This is a genomic window from Sulfitobacter sp. 1A10359 (assembly GCF_043558145.1).
GTDB classification, from domain to species: Bacteria; Pseudomonadota; Alphaproteobacteria; order Rhodobacterales; family Rhodobacteraceae; genus Sulfitobacter; species Sulfitobacter faviae.
In genome coordinates, this window is the sequence record NZ_JBIFGB010000013.1 from 1 (window position 1) to 17,989 (window position 17,989).

General features: G+C 55.0%; 10 protein-coding genes and 2 pseudogenes. 8 read left to right on the forward strand and 4 right to left on the reverse strand.

Features of this window, described 5'->3' with window-relative positions; all coding sequences use genetic code 11:
• Positions 1–42: 42 nt before the first annotated feature.
• A complete protein-coding gene (locus ACGYK2_RS16895) occupies positions 43–2,415 on the forward strand; it encodes a calcium-binding protein (RefSeq protein ID WP_394374409.1) in 2,373 nt (790 codons plus the stop codon).
• 74 nt (positions 2,416–2,489) lie between these two features.
• On the opposite strand, the gene ACGYK2_RS16900 is transcribed toward ACGYK2_RS16895, so the two are convergent.
• Together ACGYK2_RS16900 and ACGYK2_RS16905 are read right to left on the reverse strand one after the other, a co-directional pair.
• Positions 2,490–4,802 carry a M10 family metallopeptidase C-terminal domain-containing protein gene (locus ACGYK2_RS16900; RefSeq protein WP_394374410.1) on the reverse strand — a complete coding sequence of 771 codons (2,313 nt, stop codon included), beginning with the start codon at positions 4,800–4,802 and terminating at the stop codon, positions 2,490–2,492.
• A gap of 23 nt (positions 4,803–4,825) precedes the next feature.
• The gene (locus ACGYK2_RS16905) at positions 4,826–5,257 is read right to left on the reverse strand and encodes a hypothetical protein (protein ID WP_394374411.1); all 432 of its coding nucleotides are present in this window, start codon (positions 5,255–5,257) and stop codon (positions 4,826–4,828) included.
• A 177-nt stretch (positions 5,258–5,434) separates the two neighbouring features.
• Between ACGYK2_RS16905 and glf the strand changes: the two genes are divergently transcribed.
• The 4 genes from glf to ACGYK2_RS16925 all read left to right on the forward strand — a co-directional run bounded on the left by glf (position 5,435) and on the right by ACGYK2_RS16925 (position 10,211).
• Positions 5,435–6,562, forward strand: coding sequence for a UDP-galactopyranose mutase (glf, locus tag ACGYK2_RS16910; RefSeq protein WP_394374412.1), 1,128 nt, complete (start codon positions 5,435–5,437; stop codon positions 6,560–6,562).
• A 91-nt stretch (positions 6,563–6,653) separates the two neighbouring features.
• Positions 6,654–8,432 (forward strand): glycosyltransferase family 2 protein, encoded by a 1,779-nt coding sequence (locus ACGYK2_RS16915; RefSeq protein ID WP_394374413.1) that lies wholly within the window; start codon positions 6,654–6,656, stop codon positions 8,430–8,432.
• A complete protein-coding gene (locus ACGYK2_RS16920; protein WP_394374414.1) occupies positions 8,429–9,394 on the forward strand; it encodes a glycosyltransferase family 2 protein in 966 nt (321 codons plus the stop codon). Before ACGYK2_RS16915 ends, ACGYK2_RS16920 begins: the two co-directional genes overlap by 4 nt.
• A 79-nt stretch (positions 9,395–9,473) precedes the next feature.
• The gene (locus tag ACGYK2_RS16925; protein WP_394374415.1) at positions 9,474–10,211 is read left to right on the forward strand and encodes a sulfotransferase family 2 domain-containing protein; all 738 of its coding nucleotides are present in this window, start codon (positions 9,474–9,476) and stop codon (positions 10,209–10,211) included.
• A gap of 98 nt (positions 10,212–10,309) precedes the next feature.
• Here the strand turns inward: ACGYK2_RS16925 and ACGYK2_RS16930 are convergent.
• Positions 10,310–10,686: pseudogene (locus ACGYK2_RS16930) on the reverse strand (transposase); the annotation flags it as partial.
• A gap of 418 nt (positions 10,687–11,104) precedes the next feature.
• Positions 11,105–11,784, reverse strand: a pseudogene (locus ACGYK2_RS16935) (transposase); the annotation flags it as partial.
• Between the two features lie 877 nt (positions 11,785–12,661).
• On the opposite strand from ACGYK2_RS16935, the gene ACGYK2_RS16940 reads away from it, so the two are divergent.
• The 3 genes from ACGYK2_RS16940 (at position 12,662) to ACGYK2_RS16950 (ending at position 17,913) form a co-directional block, all read left to right on the forward strand.
• Entirely contained in the window at positions 12,662–13,864 is a 1,203-nt protein-coding gene (locus ACGYK2_RS16940; protein ID WP_394374416.1) for an IS256 family transposase, read from the forward strand.
• A 56-nt stretch (positions 13,865–13,920) separates the two neighbouring features.
• Complete coding sequence (locus ACGYK2_RS16945; RefSeq protein WP_394374417.1) at positions 13,921–14,196, forward strand: hypothetical protein; 276 nt, start codon at positions 13,921–13,923, stop codon at positions 14,194–14,196.
• A gap of 696 nt (positions 14,197–14,892) precedes the next feature.
• Positions 14,893–17,913, forward strand: coding sequence for a calcium-binding protein (locus tag ACGYK2_RS16950; RefSeq protein ID WP_394374418.1), 3,021 nt, complete (start codon positions 14,893–14,895; stop codon positions 17,911–17,913).
• Positions 17,914–17,989 lie beyond the last annotated feature (76 nt).

Consider the following 17,989-nt stretch of genomic DNA (forward strand, 5'->3'; position numbering starts at 1 on the left):
AGACCGGGTGCCGGGGTCGATCACCATGGAGGATAAACCGATATGACAACCTTCACTCTCGTCGGGACAGACAGCAGCTTTCTCGAACACGCTTTCTTTAGCGAATTCGATGAGGTCGATATCGAGATGATCTCAAGCAGCAGCACCCGGGTGGTCGCGACCAACCTTTGGACAGGCTATAGCATCACACTTGTCGGGTCGGGCTTTCGCTTTGCCAATGACGAACCAATCGGCGGTACACTGACCAATATCGAGATCTCGGATGGCGAGGGCCGTGTGCAAGGCACTGTTTCGGGGATCAATTGGAGCCTCGTCGCTTTTGTTCAGGCGTTGGATGCGGCCAGCGAAGATAATATGCGCCCCTTGGCCGAGGTCTTTAGCAGCAGCGGTGCAATCACATTTGATGCAACAGCGGCCGGGGCAGATCTCGACATGGAGGAACTGCTGAACCTCCGCATCATGAACCACCTGACCCAACCGCTCACTCTCAACGGTAGTGGTTTCAGCGACCGGCTGTTGGGCGGAAACCTTAATGACATGATCCAAGGTGGCGATCAGGGCGACACCGTTTATGCGGGCAATGGGGCCGATACTGTCTACGGCGGTAACGGGCGCGATCTGGTCTACCTCAATCAAGGCGATGACATCTTTCACGACAATACCCAAGGCGGAGAACAGGGCCGTGACACCGTCTTTGCGGGCTTTGGCAATGACACCATCCAAGGCGGCAATAGCGATGACGTCTTTCATGGCGAGGATGGCGAAGATCTGATCTTTGGCCGTTTTGGCAATGATCTGATCATGGCCGGGAGCCACTATGACACCGTTCATGCCGGCGAAGGCAGCGATACGGTCTATGGCGGCGACGGGCGTGATCTGGTCTACCTCAATCAGGGCAACGACATCTTTCACGACAATACCCAAGGCGGCGACAATGGCCGGGATACGGTGTTCGCCGGCTTTGGCGATGACACGATCCAAGGGGGCAACGGCGGTGATGTCTTTCATGGTCAGGACGGCAACGATCTGATCCACGGCCGTTTGGGCAACGATCTGATCTATGGCGGCGCGCAATATGATACGGTCTATGCCGGTGAGGGGAGTGACACGGTCTACGGTGGTGATGGACGTGACCTGATCTTCCTCAATCAGGGCAACGACATTTTTCACGACAACGCGCAGGGTGGTGAACATGGGCGTGACACGGTTTTTGCCGGATGGGGTAACGACACGATCCAAGGGGGCAACGGCGACGACGTTTTTCATGGCGAGGATGGTGATGATCTGATCCTCGGACGGTTGGGCAATGACCTGATCTATGGGGGCGCTCAATATGACACGGTTCATGCCGGTGAAGGCAACGATACCGTCGAGGGCGGTGCGGGGCGGGACCTTGTCTATCTCAACCAAGGGGATGACGTTTTCCGTGGGTCCGAACAGGGGGGCGAGCACGGCCAAGACACGGTCTTTGGCGGTTTCGGCAACGATACGATCTATGGCGGCGGCGGCAATGATGCCTTTCATGGTGAGGATGGGAATGACGTTATCTATGGCAGTTTGGGCGATTCCTCCCTCTTTGGGGGCGCCGGAGACGACACGCTTTATGGTGAGGCGGGCAATGATCTGATCGAGGGTGGCGGGGGCGATGACAGCCTCTATGGCGACGCTGGAAATGACACGGTGCGCGGTGGCGAAGGACGTGACTACATCATTCTCGATGGGGGGGATGACGTCTTCTATGATGAGGCTCAGGACGGCACACTCGGCCGAGATACGGTTATAGCCGGCGAAGGCAACGACACGCTTTGGGGCGGTGGTGGCGATGACTTCTTTTATGGCGGGGATGGCGCTGACGAGATCCATGGCGGCACGGGTAATGACAGCGTTTATGCGGACGGCGGGCAAGACCTCGTCTTTCTTAACCAAGGGGACGATTTCTTCCATGACTCCGATCCAGACCGCTACGGTGACGGCGAAGAAGAAGTTGATGCCAATGACACGGTCTATGGTGGCTTTGGCAATGACACGATTTATGGGCGTGGGGGCGATGATCGTTTCTTCGGCGAGGCGGGCAACGATGTGATCTCAGGCGGGCTTGGGAATGACATACTCAGCGGCGGTGCGGGGGAGGACACGCTGGCTGGCGAAGAGGGGCGAGACAGTCTGACCGGAGGGCTCGGGGTGGACACGTTCATTTTTGCCGCGGGCGACGGGGAGGCCGACCTCGTGACTGACTTTGAGTTGGATACCGACAACCTCGTTTTGGAACGGCTTGGGACATCGGAGCGCACCACATTCAGCTATGACAGCAACGCCAATGAGGTCACCATCTATTACGGTGGTGATGCCATGGTCGTGTTGCAATCGTCCGGCGATCTGTCGAGCTTCAATCTTGGCGATATCGAGGTCTGGTAGGGCTGGCAGCTCTCGGCCTGATACGGCAAAGGGCGCCCACCGGGGCGCCCTTTCTAATTCCTAAGTCTCTGAACCTAGAAAAATTCGATATCTCCGGCGAGGCCGAATGTACTGTCGAGCCCCTGTAGCAAGATGGACTGCCCCACCCCAAAGCTGAGCAATACCCCGGCTCCTGTAACCGAAGCTGCGGCTGCAATCTGTGCGGCATTCAGCCCCCCGGCAAGGCCAGAGGCGAGTGAAAGCGTGTCGGCGCCGATCGTGAAGTCGGTGATTACATCTTCCGAGATGACCGAGCCGAAGACGAAGGTATCGGCCCCCGCACCACCGGTGATCGTATCGCGGCCCAGACCGCCACCTTGGCCAGTGTCGATATAGCGGTCGTTGCCGTTGCCCATGTAGATCCGGTCTTGGCCATTGCCGCCAAAGATCAGGTCATTGCCGTCGCCGCCATGGATCGTATCGAACTGGTCGCCGCCATAGATGCTGTCATCGCCTAATCGGCCATAGATCAAGTCATTTCCTTGCTGGCCATGGAATACATCACCGCCATTGCCGCCTTGGATCACATCATTGCCAAGTCCGGCAAAGACCGTGTCGCGGCCAAGATCGCCGCCTTGGGTATTGTCGTGGAAAACGTCATTGCCCTGATTGAGGAAGATCAGGTCACGCCCATTGCCGCCATAGACGGTATCGCTGCCTTCGCCTGCGTGCACCGTATCGAATTGCGCACCGCCATAGATCAGGTCATTGCCCAAACGCCCATAGATCAGGTCATAGCCATCCTCCCCATGGAAGACGTCATTGCTGTTGCCCCCCTGAATGGTGTCATGACCGAGGCCCGCAAACACTGTGTCTTGACCATGCTCACCGCCTTGGGCGTTGTCGTGGAAGATGTCGTCGCCCTGATTGAGGAAGATGAGGTCGCGCCCATCACCGCCGTAAACGGTGTCATTGCCCTCACCCGCGTGAACCGTGTCGTAACCCGCCCCCGCAGAAATATGATCCGCCCCTTCGTTGGTGATCAGGCGATTGGCCGCGATGTTTCCTGTCACGGTATCATTGCCGGAGCCTGTGGTCGCATTCTCGATAAAGGTGTTATGGGCGATACCCATAATGTCGATCAGGCTCCCAAAGTCCGAGAAATGTGCCACTCGCATATCCAGACGTGCGGCCTCGGTCAAATAGCCGAAGTTCAGGGTGTCGTTGCCGCCTTGGTCATAGATCGTGAAGGCCATGGTGTTGCCGGTCACATTGCTTGTGGTTGTGCCGGTGGCGAGCCAGTCAAAGATCTGATCCATATAGTTGCCAAGGTTGGACCCTTCCCCGTAGGTGGTATCGCCAGCCGTGGCCCCGCTGGCACCGGGTGTGCCGTAGAAACCCTGAATGGCCATGATATCGGCCATCATCGCCCCACCTAGATATGCGTAAGTTGCATCGGTCGAGGTATTCTCGGTCTGGCTGAAGTAGGACATGACCGACATCTGCCAACTGTCATTGGTGAAATAGGCATGTTCATCGTAGGTGATCCGGCCATCCGAGGCGTCATAGATGCCCTGATGGCGCAGGCCGATGGCATGGCCGAACTCATGCACGAAGGTCTGGAAGGAATAACTGTCGAGCGTCGTGCCGCTGTTCGCCAACCAAGCGCGCGAGACATTCAGTTCGACCCCCGTCGAGGTGGAGCCGGAGTTGGGATAATAGGCAAAGGCGCCATCGTCTTCGTCATCGACGGTGATCATCTCAGAGCCATAGGACACTTCGACGAAATCAAGGTCGACGACCATTTCCCAAGCTTCCATTGCCCACCGGGCCAGCTGCCGCCCGTCTGCGGTCAACCCGTCGAGATTGACCGTAATCACGTTGGACGTGCTTGTATCATAGGTGCGCGAGTAGCCCTGCGTGCCTTCCTGCAGGAATGTCGCCAGTTCCTCCAACGTGCCGGTCACCCCGGGCGGAGGTGGCGGAATGAATTCGCTGACCGAAAGTGCATAGGTGCCGGTGCGGGTCGAATAGGCATCAGCCGAAATGTAATAGGTTCCGGTCGAAGTCGCGGTAAATTCCAGCAGGGAATCAAGTCCCACACCGCCATCGTCGTCATAGGTAATCTGTGTGCCCGAGGCGTCGTAGACCCGCAGGTAGGGGTCACTTAGCGAAATGCCGGTATGGGAGATTTCATATGTGGTACCGGCAGTGAGCTCAATCCGCACCCAATCCTCATCGGAAGAACTGGCGATGGTGCCGTAAAAGGTATCGCCCACCGACATGCTATAGGTGGTAGAGATGCCTTCGGCGGCGTCGATGGTCTCGTGAATATCCGCAAAAATAGGCTCATCCGGACCATGACGTCCGGGGTCAAAAGTCTGCGTCATGACGCAAATATTACACATGAAATATACTCCCTACGAGGAACTTACTTTAATGTTTGGGCCAATGCAGGCCGGGTGGTCGCCACCAGTTTTTGGGCGAAAATTTCCATATTGGTGGCCCCTTCCCCTGAGGTCGCTTCAATGGACAAGTTCGGGCCGCGGTGCAATTTTCCCTTGGGTCCCTTTTGCCACAAAAGTTTGCCAGTGGTGCCGCAAATCTCCAGTCGGACCGAGATATCTTGCGGTCTGCCCGGTTGCCATTGGTCTGCGGGGACCATGCGCGGTGCGGATTGGGGTATGATCTGCACCAAAGATTGCACGATATTTCGGCACAGCTGTTGGCGCTGGGCTTCGGAAATTTCCCCTCCGGCACAATGCACCCGGACTACCGTCCTATCCAAACTGCGCGCAAATGCGCCTTCAGAGCCAATCATTGCAAGAAACATTCCAAGAACAGCAACGCGAAAACCTAACATACAGCACCTACTCTACCATAAAACACGGCGACTTTGCGGCCTACTTTATCTTGTACCCCGATTTTGGATATGACATCCAGTGTGGGCCTTCTTTGTAGCACATGATCCTGTGATCATCGCTGCTGTCGTCATCTGGCGGAACTGGCACCAAACGGTAGCAATCAGGGTCTTTTCTTCATGCATATTCTTCTTGTTGGCGCAGGTCTGTCCGGTGCGGTTATTGGGCGTACACTCGCAGAGGCAGGGCACCAAATCACCATCGTGGAAGCCCGCGACCATGTCGCCGGCAATTGCCACACGGTGCGTGACGCGGAGACGGGCGTCATGGTGCATGTTTATGGCCCGCATATCTTTCACACCGATGACGAAGAAGTCTGGAACTACGTCAATAAGTTCGAGACCTTCATGCCCTATAAAAACCGGGTTAAGACCACCTCCAAGGGCCAAGTCTTTTCCCTGCCGGTCAACCTGCACACGATCAACCAGTTCTACGATAAAACCCTGCGCCCGGACGAGGCGCGCGCCTTTATCGAAGAGCAGGCCGATACCTCCATCACCGATCCTCAGACCTTTGAGGAACAGGCGCTGCGCTTTGTCGGACCCGACCTTTATGAAGCTTTCTTTAAGGGCTATACGATCAAACAGTGGGGCATGAGCCCACAGGATCTGCCCGCCTCGATCCTCAAACGCTTGCCAGTGCGTTTTAACTACGATGACAACTACTTCTTCCACCGTTTCCAGGGCATGCCAGAGAACGGCTATACCGCCATGGTCGAGCGCATCCTCGACCACCCTGCGATCACTGTGCATTTGAACACCACCTTCACCCGCGATCAGGTGGGCGACTATGACCATGTCTATTACTCAGGTCCGCTGGACGGGTTCTTTGACTACGAACTCGGGCGTCTGGGGTATCGTACACTGGACTTTGAACGCTTCACCTATGAGGGCGATTATCAAGGTTGCGCCGTGATGAACTACGGCGAGGAAAATGTGCCCTATACCCGCATCACCGAACACAAGCATTTCGCCCCATGGGAAGAGCATGAGGGGTCGGTCTGCTACCGCGAATTCTCCCGCGCCTGCGGCGAGGACGACATCCCTTACTATCCGATCCGGCAGGTGAAAGAGAAAGCGCTCTTGGCCGAGTATGAGGCACTTGCTGCTGAGGTAGAGAATGTCACCTTCGTCGGGCGTTTGGGCACCTATCGGTATTTAGACATGGATGTGACAATCCGCGAAGCGTTGGATGTGGCGCGCGCGTATCTGGAGCAGATTGGCAATACTGAGGCGGCGCTGGCATGAACTGCCGCTTGACCCGCCTCAGGGTGGCAGGATAACCGCTGCGGGCGATTGTTCATGGTTCCTTTCAATTTCTTATTTTAAAGCCGATTAAATGACCCCATCAACAAAAGCCACAATTCCACTGACAACTAATATTGGCAGCGTAGAACATTTGATCTTGATGCGTTGCGTCGAGGACGACAGGTTTGGTAACCCTGACAAGCTTAACGGGGCTTACATAGACCGGACCGCCCCCCATTTCGTTACCACTAGCCACACCCAAATTCGCAGCTATGACACCGCCCTAAATGCTCTTCCCGTTGAGCATTATTTCCGCATTTGCGGATTGAAGACGGTCACCGGTTTGGCGCGTTTTTCGGCGTCCAATTGGCGGCTGCGTGTTTTGAGCCGAACAGCCAACATGGCCCCTCTTCTCATGCATGAGGAGGTCGGAACCGGTGCCGCAGATATCGCGATCCCGGTGAAGCTGAGCAAAAGACCCTATCGGCTCTATTTCGAGCTAAGTTGGGAAGGCGATCTGTCGATCGATTTGTTGGCATGGACCGCGCCTAAGCCCAAGAACCTGCAGCCGCTTGGTGTGTCGATCACGACCTACAATAAAGCGGCCTATCTTTTGCCCAACCTTGAGACATTGGCCCAGAGTGCGGCCTATGCGGCCGGGGTGCTGGATCTTTTGGTGGTTAACAACGGTGATCCGCTGCCCGAAGACCCTGCGATGGCAGAGGTCAAAGCACTGCCAAACGTGGGCGGAACGGGCGGTTTCTTGGCGGGTCATGCCCATTTCAGAGAAAAGGGGTACCGCCATTTTGTCATCATGGATGATGACATTGCGATCCTGCCTGATTTCATTGACCGGCTTTATGCTATCTCCTGTTTTGCAGAAAATGTGCATGTGGGCACGATGGCTGAGATCCTGAATGTGCCTGAACGGATCGTGAAAGAGCAGGGAGCGAATGTATCAGGCTCTCACACTTTTGGGATCGATCTGATCAATCCCTTTACCGATCTGCAAGGATGGGATCGGCACCGGGTTTACGGCTATTACGAGGCTGATTTCAGCGGCTGGTGGAGCCTGATGGTAGACCTAAACGGGCCGACACCCACCATGCCCGAAAAACAGTTCATCAAACGCGATGACATCATGTTCGGCTATGAAAGCCGGGCGCAGGATGTGCCGACGATCGTGCCGCCCAACCTTGTCGTGGCCCACGGAGAAGAGGGCGCACCCGCCTATTATTACTACGACATCCGCAATGACCTGATCTTGCGGGCACGCAATTCCGAGGGCCTGAGCCTATCGGCGAAGCAGTTGTTCCAGATCGCTGGTTACCTGATGCTGAGCTTACAGGCAGACCGCCAACGGATGTTCAACGCTGCCTTGTCCGATTTTATGGCGGGGCCGGATCGCCTGCAAAAGTCGGATATCGGCAAGACGCTTAAACATGTCCGCGGCATGGCTTCCAAACCGCTGCCGATCCCTAAGGCGCCTTCCGAAAAAGGCAGGCTGGTGACGAAGGACGATAAGACCGATTTGGCCACCGCTGAGGACGTATCAGACGTGCCCGAGACACAGGCCCGCCTTGGGGGCGGCGAACGGCCACGCATTCGCGCCGTGCTGCGCGACTGGATCAGACCTTCGGCTTGGAAGACCCCTGATCCATTGCCAATCGTGGAAAACAACCCATTGCTACATGCGCGCGGGCAGGGGGCCTATCTGGATGTAGTTCCCTTCACCGATACCGCCTATCTGCGCAAACGTGAGATTTCAGCACCCTTCCGCTTCCTACATGCCGTCTTGCTTATCGCAAAGCTGTACTGCATCCGGGGGCGGTTGCTACGCGCCTATAAAGACCGCAGGACAAATTCATGATTTCCCTTTCAAACACAGCGATCCTCATCCTGACCTGCAATGATTTCGAGGCGCTCGACATCACCATCAGTCAGGTTCTAGCCACCACCCCGCAGTCGGTGCCGATCTACCTGCTGTCTAATTGCCATGGGCTGCCTGGGGCGGATATCTGCGAAGATATGTGCCGGTTCACCTCTCGCCAAAACTACGGCCGGGTACATTGGCTGAACCCGATGAAGGCACAGCCAGCATTTTTCGGTATCCAAGACGCGATCGAAAACCATATCGACGCCGAATACATCCTAAAGCTGGACGATGACGCATTCCCCATCACCTCCGGCTGGCTTGAAGGGATGATCGAAACCTATGCTGAGCAAAACCCTGACAAAATCGCCTATGTCAGTGGTCTGGTAAACAATAACCCCTATGGGTTCCACCGGTTGACCAGCCTGCCGGAATTGCAGGACACCTACGCCGGGATCATGAAACATAGCCATATAGCTGGTGAATATGTGCCCGGCTATCAAGAGTTCCGTATCACAGCACCCGGTGCTGCCGATCCCGGCGGCTGGGGCACCGTCTGGCAATTCCCGCATCTGGCCCGCTGGATTCACGAAGAGACCACCTTGCAGCCGGAGCGGTTCAAATCGCTGACAGCCGGTCTTGGCGCCGTCGAATTCGACCCTAGCGTGCGCTTTTCCATCAACGTCATGCTGTTTCAGCGCGACCTCTGGTCCAAGGTTGCCACGGGCGGTGTAGACGACGAAGAGATGCTGAATATCTATTGCGACACCAACGATAAAACCATCGTTATTCGCGAGGATATCCCTTTCGTGCATCTCTATTTCGGCCCGCAAAAACGTTATCTGGCGGACCTTCTGCCCAAAGTGCGCGATGCCTACCCCAGCCCCCACCCCCGGCTTGTCGCCGATTGGGATGCGTTCAAAGCGAACTGGCAAATCGAACTACAAAAAAAAAATTAACCGGTGAAGCAACGATCGTAGCGCTTAAAACGGTGCTGCGACGGGTGCGTGGAGCCGTTGGCCGAATAGTGAGGCGCAGATGATCATATCGAAAAACTACAAACTCTGTTTCATCCACATCCCGAAATGTGCAGGCACGTCCATCCGAACGATGATTACGGGGGCCGATCCTGATAGGTTTCAGCAATGGGGTTGGAACTGGATGCCGCGCCATCAGCGCTATGGGGATACAGCCCATATGCCGCTGATTGATCTGGCGCCGCCGTTACTGGCTCAAGTGAAAAATTTTCGCAGCGTTACGGTTGTGCGCGATCCCTTGGACCGTTTCTATTCTTCGGTCGAGCAGCATTTCTCGCAACATGATTACCGGGTGCGCAAACCTGTGGAAGAGTTTGTGTTCGAACTCAACACGACCAATATCCGCTATGATCCGGCCTATATCCATTTCTGCCCGCAACACTATTTTATTGCGATTAATGATAAGATTCATGTCGATGATATCCTATGCTTTGAGGATGAGAACTGGCAGGATCAGTTCCGAAATATTCTGATCGAACAGGGGATGACCAAAGAAAAATTGATGCTTCCTGAGCTGAATAGGCGTGAAAAACAAGACCGTACTCCGCTTTCCGAAGAGGCGTTAACTCATCTTTATATGCTCTACAAGCGTGACTATAAAATGCTGGGCTATACGCCACCGGTGTCTAGAGATTTCAACTTGAATACTGCTGATAGCAAGAACATGGCCAAGCCCTTTGATTTCTCGGCTTACGATTCGATCCACATCATGAATGCGTTTTTTAAGAAAAACGGTTAAAGTTCTTGAGGCTTTTTCTATTGAGAAGCGTCCATCCATGTCTGGAGTTGTTTGACCCAAGCTTCCATGGTGATTGGTTATGACCTGTCACTGAGATTTCATCCAGCCCCGACCGGGGCCCAGTTAGTGCTTACGCCAGTTGGCGCAGGTTGAGCAATCGCCCGACGCGCGGAGCTTTCATCTCGGGCAGTTGGGCGAGCGATTGCGGTGGTCAGGGTTCGCCCGAAATCAAGCGGGGTCAGGTAATCCAATACCAAATACGGGCGTTCGGCGATGTAGTCAGCTGCCCAAGCGGTAATGACGACGCCTGTATGGGCCGGGTTGCGAAACTTGGTCTCATTGAGAAATTCATTCCGCAGCCGTCCGCTAAAACTTGCCACGAAGCCGTTTTGCAACGACTTACCGGAACGATATAGTGCCATTCAACCCTTTGATCGGAGCACTACAGCAAGATGGCGTTCGAAGCCAGTTCCGTCCAATAGCACGTCGGGAAGAAGTGCTGCCAGAAGTTATACCTCTTCTTGGGACACGACTGTTATGGCCCTTAATTTGCGCAGCGGGTGACCATAACCGGGTATCAGGCCTCCTCAGTGGTTTTGCATGACCAAACCGCTGAAAGGACTTTCTATGACGCTACCTATGCTAACCTTTCGACCGTGTTGGTCGCCATCGACAAATCCAAGTATCGACATGAGGTTCTGATCAGAATTCCCGGCAAGAAGCGCCATCGCCGTATGACGGTCATGAACACGCTGGAAGATTTCCGGCGTTTAGCAATAAATCTCGCAAGCTACGACCTGCCGGTGCGGATCGGATTTGAAGCGACCGGCAATTATTGCCCCATCTTTACGTACCATTTCGGACATGTTGGGGCGTTCATGATTGCAAGCTCAGAGCCATTCAGTGGCAATCTGCTGCACCTGGTCGATGGTTTCGAAGATGTGGAGGTCCGGCCATTCGCGCCGGGCCGTCCAGTTGTAGCGCTCGACATAAGTGTTCTGCTGCGGTTTCCCCGGCTGCATGTGGGCCAAGGCGATGCCTTTGTTTTTGGCCCATTCCATGAGGGTGTCGCAGAAGTATTCCGGGCCGTTGTCGACTCGTATGGTTCGAGGCGCACCACGCCATTCGATGATCTGGCTCAGCGCCTTGACGACGCGTTCCACGGGTGGCGAGAAGTGAACCTCGATACCCAGCCCTTCACGGTTGAGTCGCCCAGGGCAGTCAGCACTAGGAACTGGCGACCGTCCATCGCCCGGCAGGGCTTTGTGCCGCAAGGTTCCGGGAGGTTTTCGGCGTTGAACTCGTCGCTTCATTTTCTTCTGATCGCCTCCTTTAGCAGGTCGTTCTGCATGCTGGCGTTGGCATACATGCGCTTCAATCGGCGGTTCTCCTCGGCCATAGCCTCTATCTTAGTGATAGGGCTGGCGTCCATCCCGCCATACTTCGCCCGTCATTTATACGGCGTGGCGCTGCTCATGCCATGTTCACGGCACAGCTCGGCAGCAGGCATACTGCCCTCCATCTGGCGCAGTACGCCCATAATCTGGGCCTCGGTAGAACGTGTCTTCCTCATCGGAACCTCCTCAGTCATCCTGCCGAAAAAGTTCCCCTCCCGCATCCCTGTGAGATCGGGGGAATTACCTAGGCGAAATATTCATTTCGATGCGGAAGCTTCGCTAATGAGGTCCGAGTGGAAGAACCCTTACTTTTAAGTAGGCGTCAGAGCTTCTTTCAAAGTGAATCAGGGTTATGAAATAGCATTTATTAACAGCTTACTAAGTATTTATACTTAGTATCATTAAGCACTTAGTGCGGATGTCCGCACCGCCCCATTTTATAGGGATAACACTCCCCCAAAACTGGACATCTTGTCTTATTTCTTGGGGATGTCCGCAAACCGTGTTGGCGCGCTTCTGGTTTCCGAGAAAGGCCAATATCTCCTTCTCTGATGAAGGGGAGGCAACACATGCGACATCAAGATTTCTCTCGATTTATGGCAAGTCTTGGAGATTTGAGCCCGGCCCAGATCGAGGGTGCACAGGCCAAGCTCATGTATTTGCGACGGCAGACGGCGGCGATCTCGGAGATCGAAACACGCACGACGAACGATCAGACCTCTCCGTTCTGCGGTGGCCTGGATCGACAAAGGTGGGGTCGGATGCGGACCAAGGTTCAGCGCTATCGCTGCAAGGCCTGCTTGAAGACCTACTCTGGGCGGACTGGGTCAGCCATCGGTCGCTTCCATCGCCCGGATCTTTTTATGTCCGCGCTACGAGACATGCTGGGCACCGGTCATGTCCCAAGGAGAGGTGTAACTTCTGGTAGCGCCTTTGGTGGCGTCCGCGCCCTTCATGAGGCGCCGTAGGACGTCATCAAAGGCGCGGTGGTCATCGGTGAATTTTCGGTAAGGTCGGGTTGCGAACATCAACCTGAACCGAAGGAAGACCCCGATGACCAAACCTATGATGGACCTGAAAGAGCTTGTCGAGAAGAGCGCGGATGCCGATCTTCTTCGAGATATGATCGGTTTTGCCGCCGAAAGGATGATGGAACTGGAGGTCGGCGCAAAAACCGGGGCCGACTATCATCAGAAGACGTCGGAGCGGAAGGCGCAGAGAAACGGCTACCGCGAACGCGATTGGCAGACGCGAGCCGGGAACGTGGAACTGCGGATTCCCAAGCTGCGCACCGGCAGCTATTTTCCTTCTTTCCTGGAGCCGCGGCGGGCGACAGAGAAGGCGTTGAGCGCGGTTATTCAAGAAGCTTATGTCCATGGCGTCTCAACCCGTTCTATGGACGATCTCGTCCAGGCGATGGGTGGGACCGGCATCTCGAAGAGCCAGGTTAGCCGCCTGTGCGAGGAGATCGACGAGCGGGTCGATGCCTTCCTTACCCGTCCAATTGACGGCGAATGGCCCTACCTTTGGATCGATGCGACTTATCTCAAGGTCCGCCAGGGCGGGCGTATCGTCTCCGTTGCCGTCACCATCGCCGTCGGCGTCAATACAGACGGCCGCAGAGAGGTGCTGGGCATGTCCATCGGCCCGTCCGAGGCCGAAACCTTCTGGACGGAGTTTCTGCGCGATCTGGTGCGGCGCGGGCTATGTGGTGTGAAGCTGGTCATCAGTGATGCCCATGAAGGCATCAAGGCCTCAGTCGCACGCGTGCTGAACACGAGCTGGCAGCGTTGTCGGGTGCATTTCCAGAGGAACGCTCTTGCGCATGCAGGCAAGAGCAGCCGACGCGTCGTCTCCGCCTTTATCGCAACCGCTTTTGCACAGCCAGACCATGCGGCGGCGAAAGTCCAATGGCGCAACGTCGCCGACCAGATGCGGTCCAAGCTGCCCAGGCTCTCTGGGCTGATGGATGATGCCGAGGAAGACGTGCTCGCCTACATGACCTTTCCCCAACAGCATCGGACGAAGTTGCATTCGACGAATCCGATTGAACGTTTGAACGGCGAGATCAAGCGCAGGACAGACGTCGTCGGGATCTTTCCAAATGAGGCTGCCATACGTCGCCTCGTCGGCGCCATCCTCATGGAGCAGACCGAAGAATGGACTGTGCAGCGTGCGCGATACATGACGCTGGAAACCTTGGCACCGGTCTGCGATGATCCCATCATCAGCCTGCCTGCAACTCAGACGGACTGATCAGCTCGGCCGTCGAAAGCGCCCGGCCAGCCGCGAGTTACACCACGCTATGGGGCATGATCCTGGGCACCTCCGCGCCGCTATCTGTGCGCAAGCTCGCGCGGCGGCTGGGGCTCAACAAATACACTGTCTGGCGCTGGCGGATGCTGATGTTCTCTATCATTCGTGGCAGCCAAGCCGTGAGCTTCTCCGGGATCATCGAGGCAGACGAGACCTACCAGCGGGAGTCTCGGAAAGGATTACGCGAATGGGTTCGTCACATTGCCTGTCCGCAGAGTGTTCCGCAACCGCCGCGCCCGCGGTGGGAGGACTTCACAACGAACGGAGTGTGAGTGACAGGATCCCTGTACTTCACCCCGGCTTGCCGGAAACCTTGTTTTCTGGGCGAGCACGATAGAATTTGTACCAATCTTTGATAGGCAAAGTGTCCATTTTAATATGGGCATTCCGCGAATTAGGGTGGATTCCAAAATTCGACCCAAAGCGCGACTTCAAACGATAGTTTAACTGACCGTTTCTTTTTCAAATATCAAATATTTAAGACTGGAACCCTAAAAGCACCTTATCGGTCACGGCTATCTTGTGAGATACCTGAATGGGTAAAAAACGTTAACATTTAGAAGTATTTTTCTTTGATAGGCGCATTGATCAGATTGAGTAGGAATTTTGAAACCTTAGAAGCAGAGAAAGGTAGTAAAGCATCAAAATACTTGATGAATAATATTCACATAATCATTATTATTGGTTTTCTTATTGTAGCCGCAAAGCAGTAATGTCACCCATCGGCAAAGCAGAAGTGTCACTCTCCTTGCATACGGTAGCGAGGATTAGTGGACATGGGATGGGTGACGATGAGCGAGCGCGAGTTGAACCGCGTTGAGGTTTTGGCGCAGGTGAGTCGCAGTTCAGGTATCGCTCACACGAAAGTTGCATTGCTTTAAAGGAAACATAATAATGAAATAGATACATGCCACCATCTAACCATGTGGCTTGGTTCGTACGTACGATTTAGGAAGAAGAACTTTGCCATGCCATATACTACGCAACAAGTGCCCGCCACGTTGGACCTATCTAATGTTTTGGATTTCAGAGTTGGAGATGTACTTGGGTTCAATGCTCAGATGGAGCTCGTCCCGAACAATGCAGTCCCCACAGGTGCCGTTCTCATCATTGGTATCCCAGAAGTAGGGGAACCTCTGACTGCGGATACGTCTTCAATCATAGACGAAGACGGCATTGGAATCATCACGTACCATTGGTTTCGCGATGGTATTCCGATTTACGATAGCTCCCTCGACCCTTATTTGGATTCCTATGTCATCACTTGGGACGATCTCGCATCCCGCCTTTCTGTATCAATCACCTACACCGACGGTAATGGAACGATTGAGACGTTATGGAGCGGCGAAACCTCTGCCGTCTATCTGGGCAGCTATGTGGAAAGCGACCGCACTATTGCGCTGGAAGACTACAACCAGACGACGCTTTCCCTGAGACTTACGGGCAGCGATGATATCGATGGCACAGGCAATGATCGCGACAACAGAATCTATGGGAACGATAGCAACAACGTCCTGAACGGTGGTGAGGGGGATGATACCCTCTATGGCGAGGCGGGGAACGACACGCTCCGGGGCGGCGTGGGCGCGGACTATATGATCGGGGGGGACGGCGACGATACCTATCATGTCGATGATGTCCGCGACGTGATCTTTGAAGCCATCGACACGGGCCATGATACCGTCATTTCTTCGATCACCTTCACTATTAACTCACGCATCGAGGAACTTTGGTTGATCGGAAATGATGACATTGATGCCACTGGAAGTACCGGGGTGAATGTCATTCACGGGAACGCCGGGGACAACGTACTGAATGGCGGCTTCGGGAATGATACCCTGTACGGCGGTGACGGGGACGATACCTTTGCCGACGAGCGGGGTGCGGACGAAATGCATGGTGGGAACGGCGACGACACATACCATGTCACAAACAGGGGCGACACGATCATTGAGCTTCTGAATGGAGGGACGGATACCGTCATTGCCAACATTTCATTCGATCTTCGCGATACGAACCAGCATGTCGAAAACTTGACCCTGACGGGAAGCGCTAACCTCGAAGGAACCGGGAATGACTTAGCCAACGCCATCTACGGGAACGACGGTGACAACATCATACTCGGCGAGCAAGGCGACGACTCCCTTCATGGCGGCGCAGGGGACGACACGATTCACGGCGGTGAGGGAGGCGATACCGTTCACGGTGACGCGGGCCGCGACCTGATCTTCCTCAATCAGGGTGACGATCTTTTCATAGTCGATATCCAGCGCGGCGAAGATGATTCAGACACCGTCTTTGCCGGGTTTGGCCGCGACACGATTTTGGGTGGCAACGGGGATGACGTCTTCCATAGTGAGGATGGCGACGACCTAATTTATGGTCGCCTAGGCCGTGATTTCATCTCTGCGGGTAGCCATGATGATACTGTCCATGCAGGAGAAGGCGACGATACCGTGTTTGGGGGGGATGGCCGCGATTTGATCTTTCTCAACCAAGGTGACGATGTCTTCAACGACAATACTCAAGGTGGCGTACAGGGGCAGGACACGGTCTATGCGGGGTTCGGGAACGATACGATCCAGGGTGGCAATGGTAATGACGTTTTTCACGGTCAAGCTGGCAACGACCTGATCCACGGGCGGCTCGGTAATGACTTGATCTACGGCGGTAGCCAGAATGACACGGTTCATGCCGGTGAGGGCAACGATACGGTCTTTGGAGATGATGGGCGAGATCTGATCTTTCTCAATCAAGGTGACGACATATTCAACGACAATGCCCAAGGTGGCGCGGAGGGGCAGGACACAGTCTATGCGGGGTTCGGGAACGACACGATCCAGGGTGGCAATGGTAATGACGTTTTCCATGGTCAAGATGGCAACGACCTGATCCGCGGTCGTTTGGGTGAAGATCTGATCTACGGTGGAAGGCAAGATGACACAGTTTATGCTGGTGAAGGAAATGACGTGGTTTTTGGGGATGATGGCCGCGATCTGATTTTCCTTAACCAGGGTCACGACATTTTTAACGATAACGCTCAGGGTGGCGCGGAGGGACAGGACACGGTTTATGCTGGGTTCGGGAACGACACGATCCAGGGCGGCAACGGTAATGATGTTTTCCACGGTCAGGATGGCTACGACCTGATTTATGGGCGCCTCGGTGGCGACTTAATCGATGGTGGCGGTCAGAATGATACGGTCCATGCCGGCGAGGGCACCGATACCGTCATTGGCGGCGATGGCCGCGACCTGATCTTCCTCAATCAGGGCGATGACGTATTCCATGACAATGCACAGGGTGGTGCGCAGGGTCAGGATACAGTCTTTGCCGGGTTCGGGAACGACACGATTCAAGGCGGCAATGGCAACGACTTCTTTTACGGCCAGGAAGGCGATGACCTGATCCACGGGCGCTTAGGCGACGACCGGATCGATGGCGGTGCTGAGAATGATACGATTCACGCCGGCGAAGGGAGCGATACCGTCATCGGCGGCGATGGGCGCGACCTGATCTTCCTGAATCAGGGTCACGACGTTTTCCACGACAATGCCCAAGGGGGCGCGCAGGGGCAGGACACGGTCTTTGCCGGGTTTGGGAACGACACGATCCAGGGCGGCAACGGGGCTGATCAGTTCTTTGGTCAGGAAGGCAATGACCTGATCTTCGCACGTCTTGGCGATGACATTCTTGGCGGCGGAAACGGGAATGACACGCTCAATGGCGGTGGCGGCAGTGATATGTTGACCGGGGGCGCTGGAGCGGATGTCTTTATCTTCCATGCGAATGATGATGGGGCCGACATTGTGACCGACTTTCTGCTGGGAACGGATAGGCTCCAGCTTGGCGGCACAGATACTGCATCAGTTAGCTATGATGGCGTTACCAATGAAGTTACCGTTATGGTCGGTAATAGTGGCGTCGCAATCCTCCGGTCAACCGCCGATCTATCCGGTTTTGAAATCGGCGATATTGCCTTTATTTGATGGCTATATGTTTTGTTGAAATGCCTGCCGCACATCTTGTTCGTAAAGGAAACCCGCAAGTTGGTTCAGACCTTAC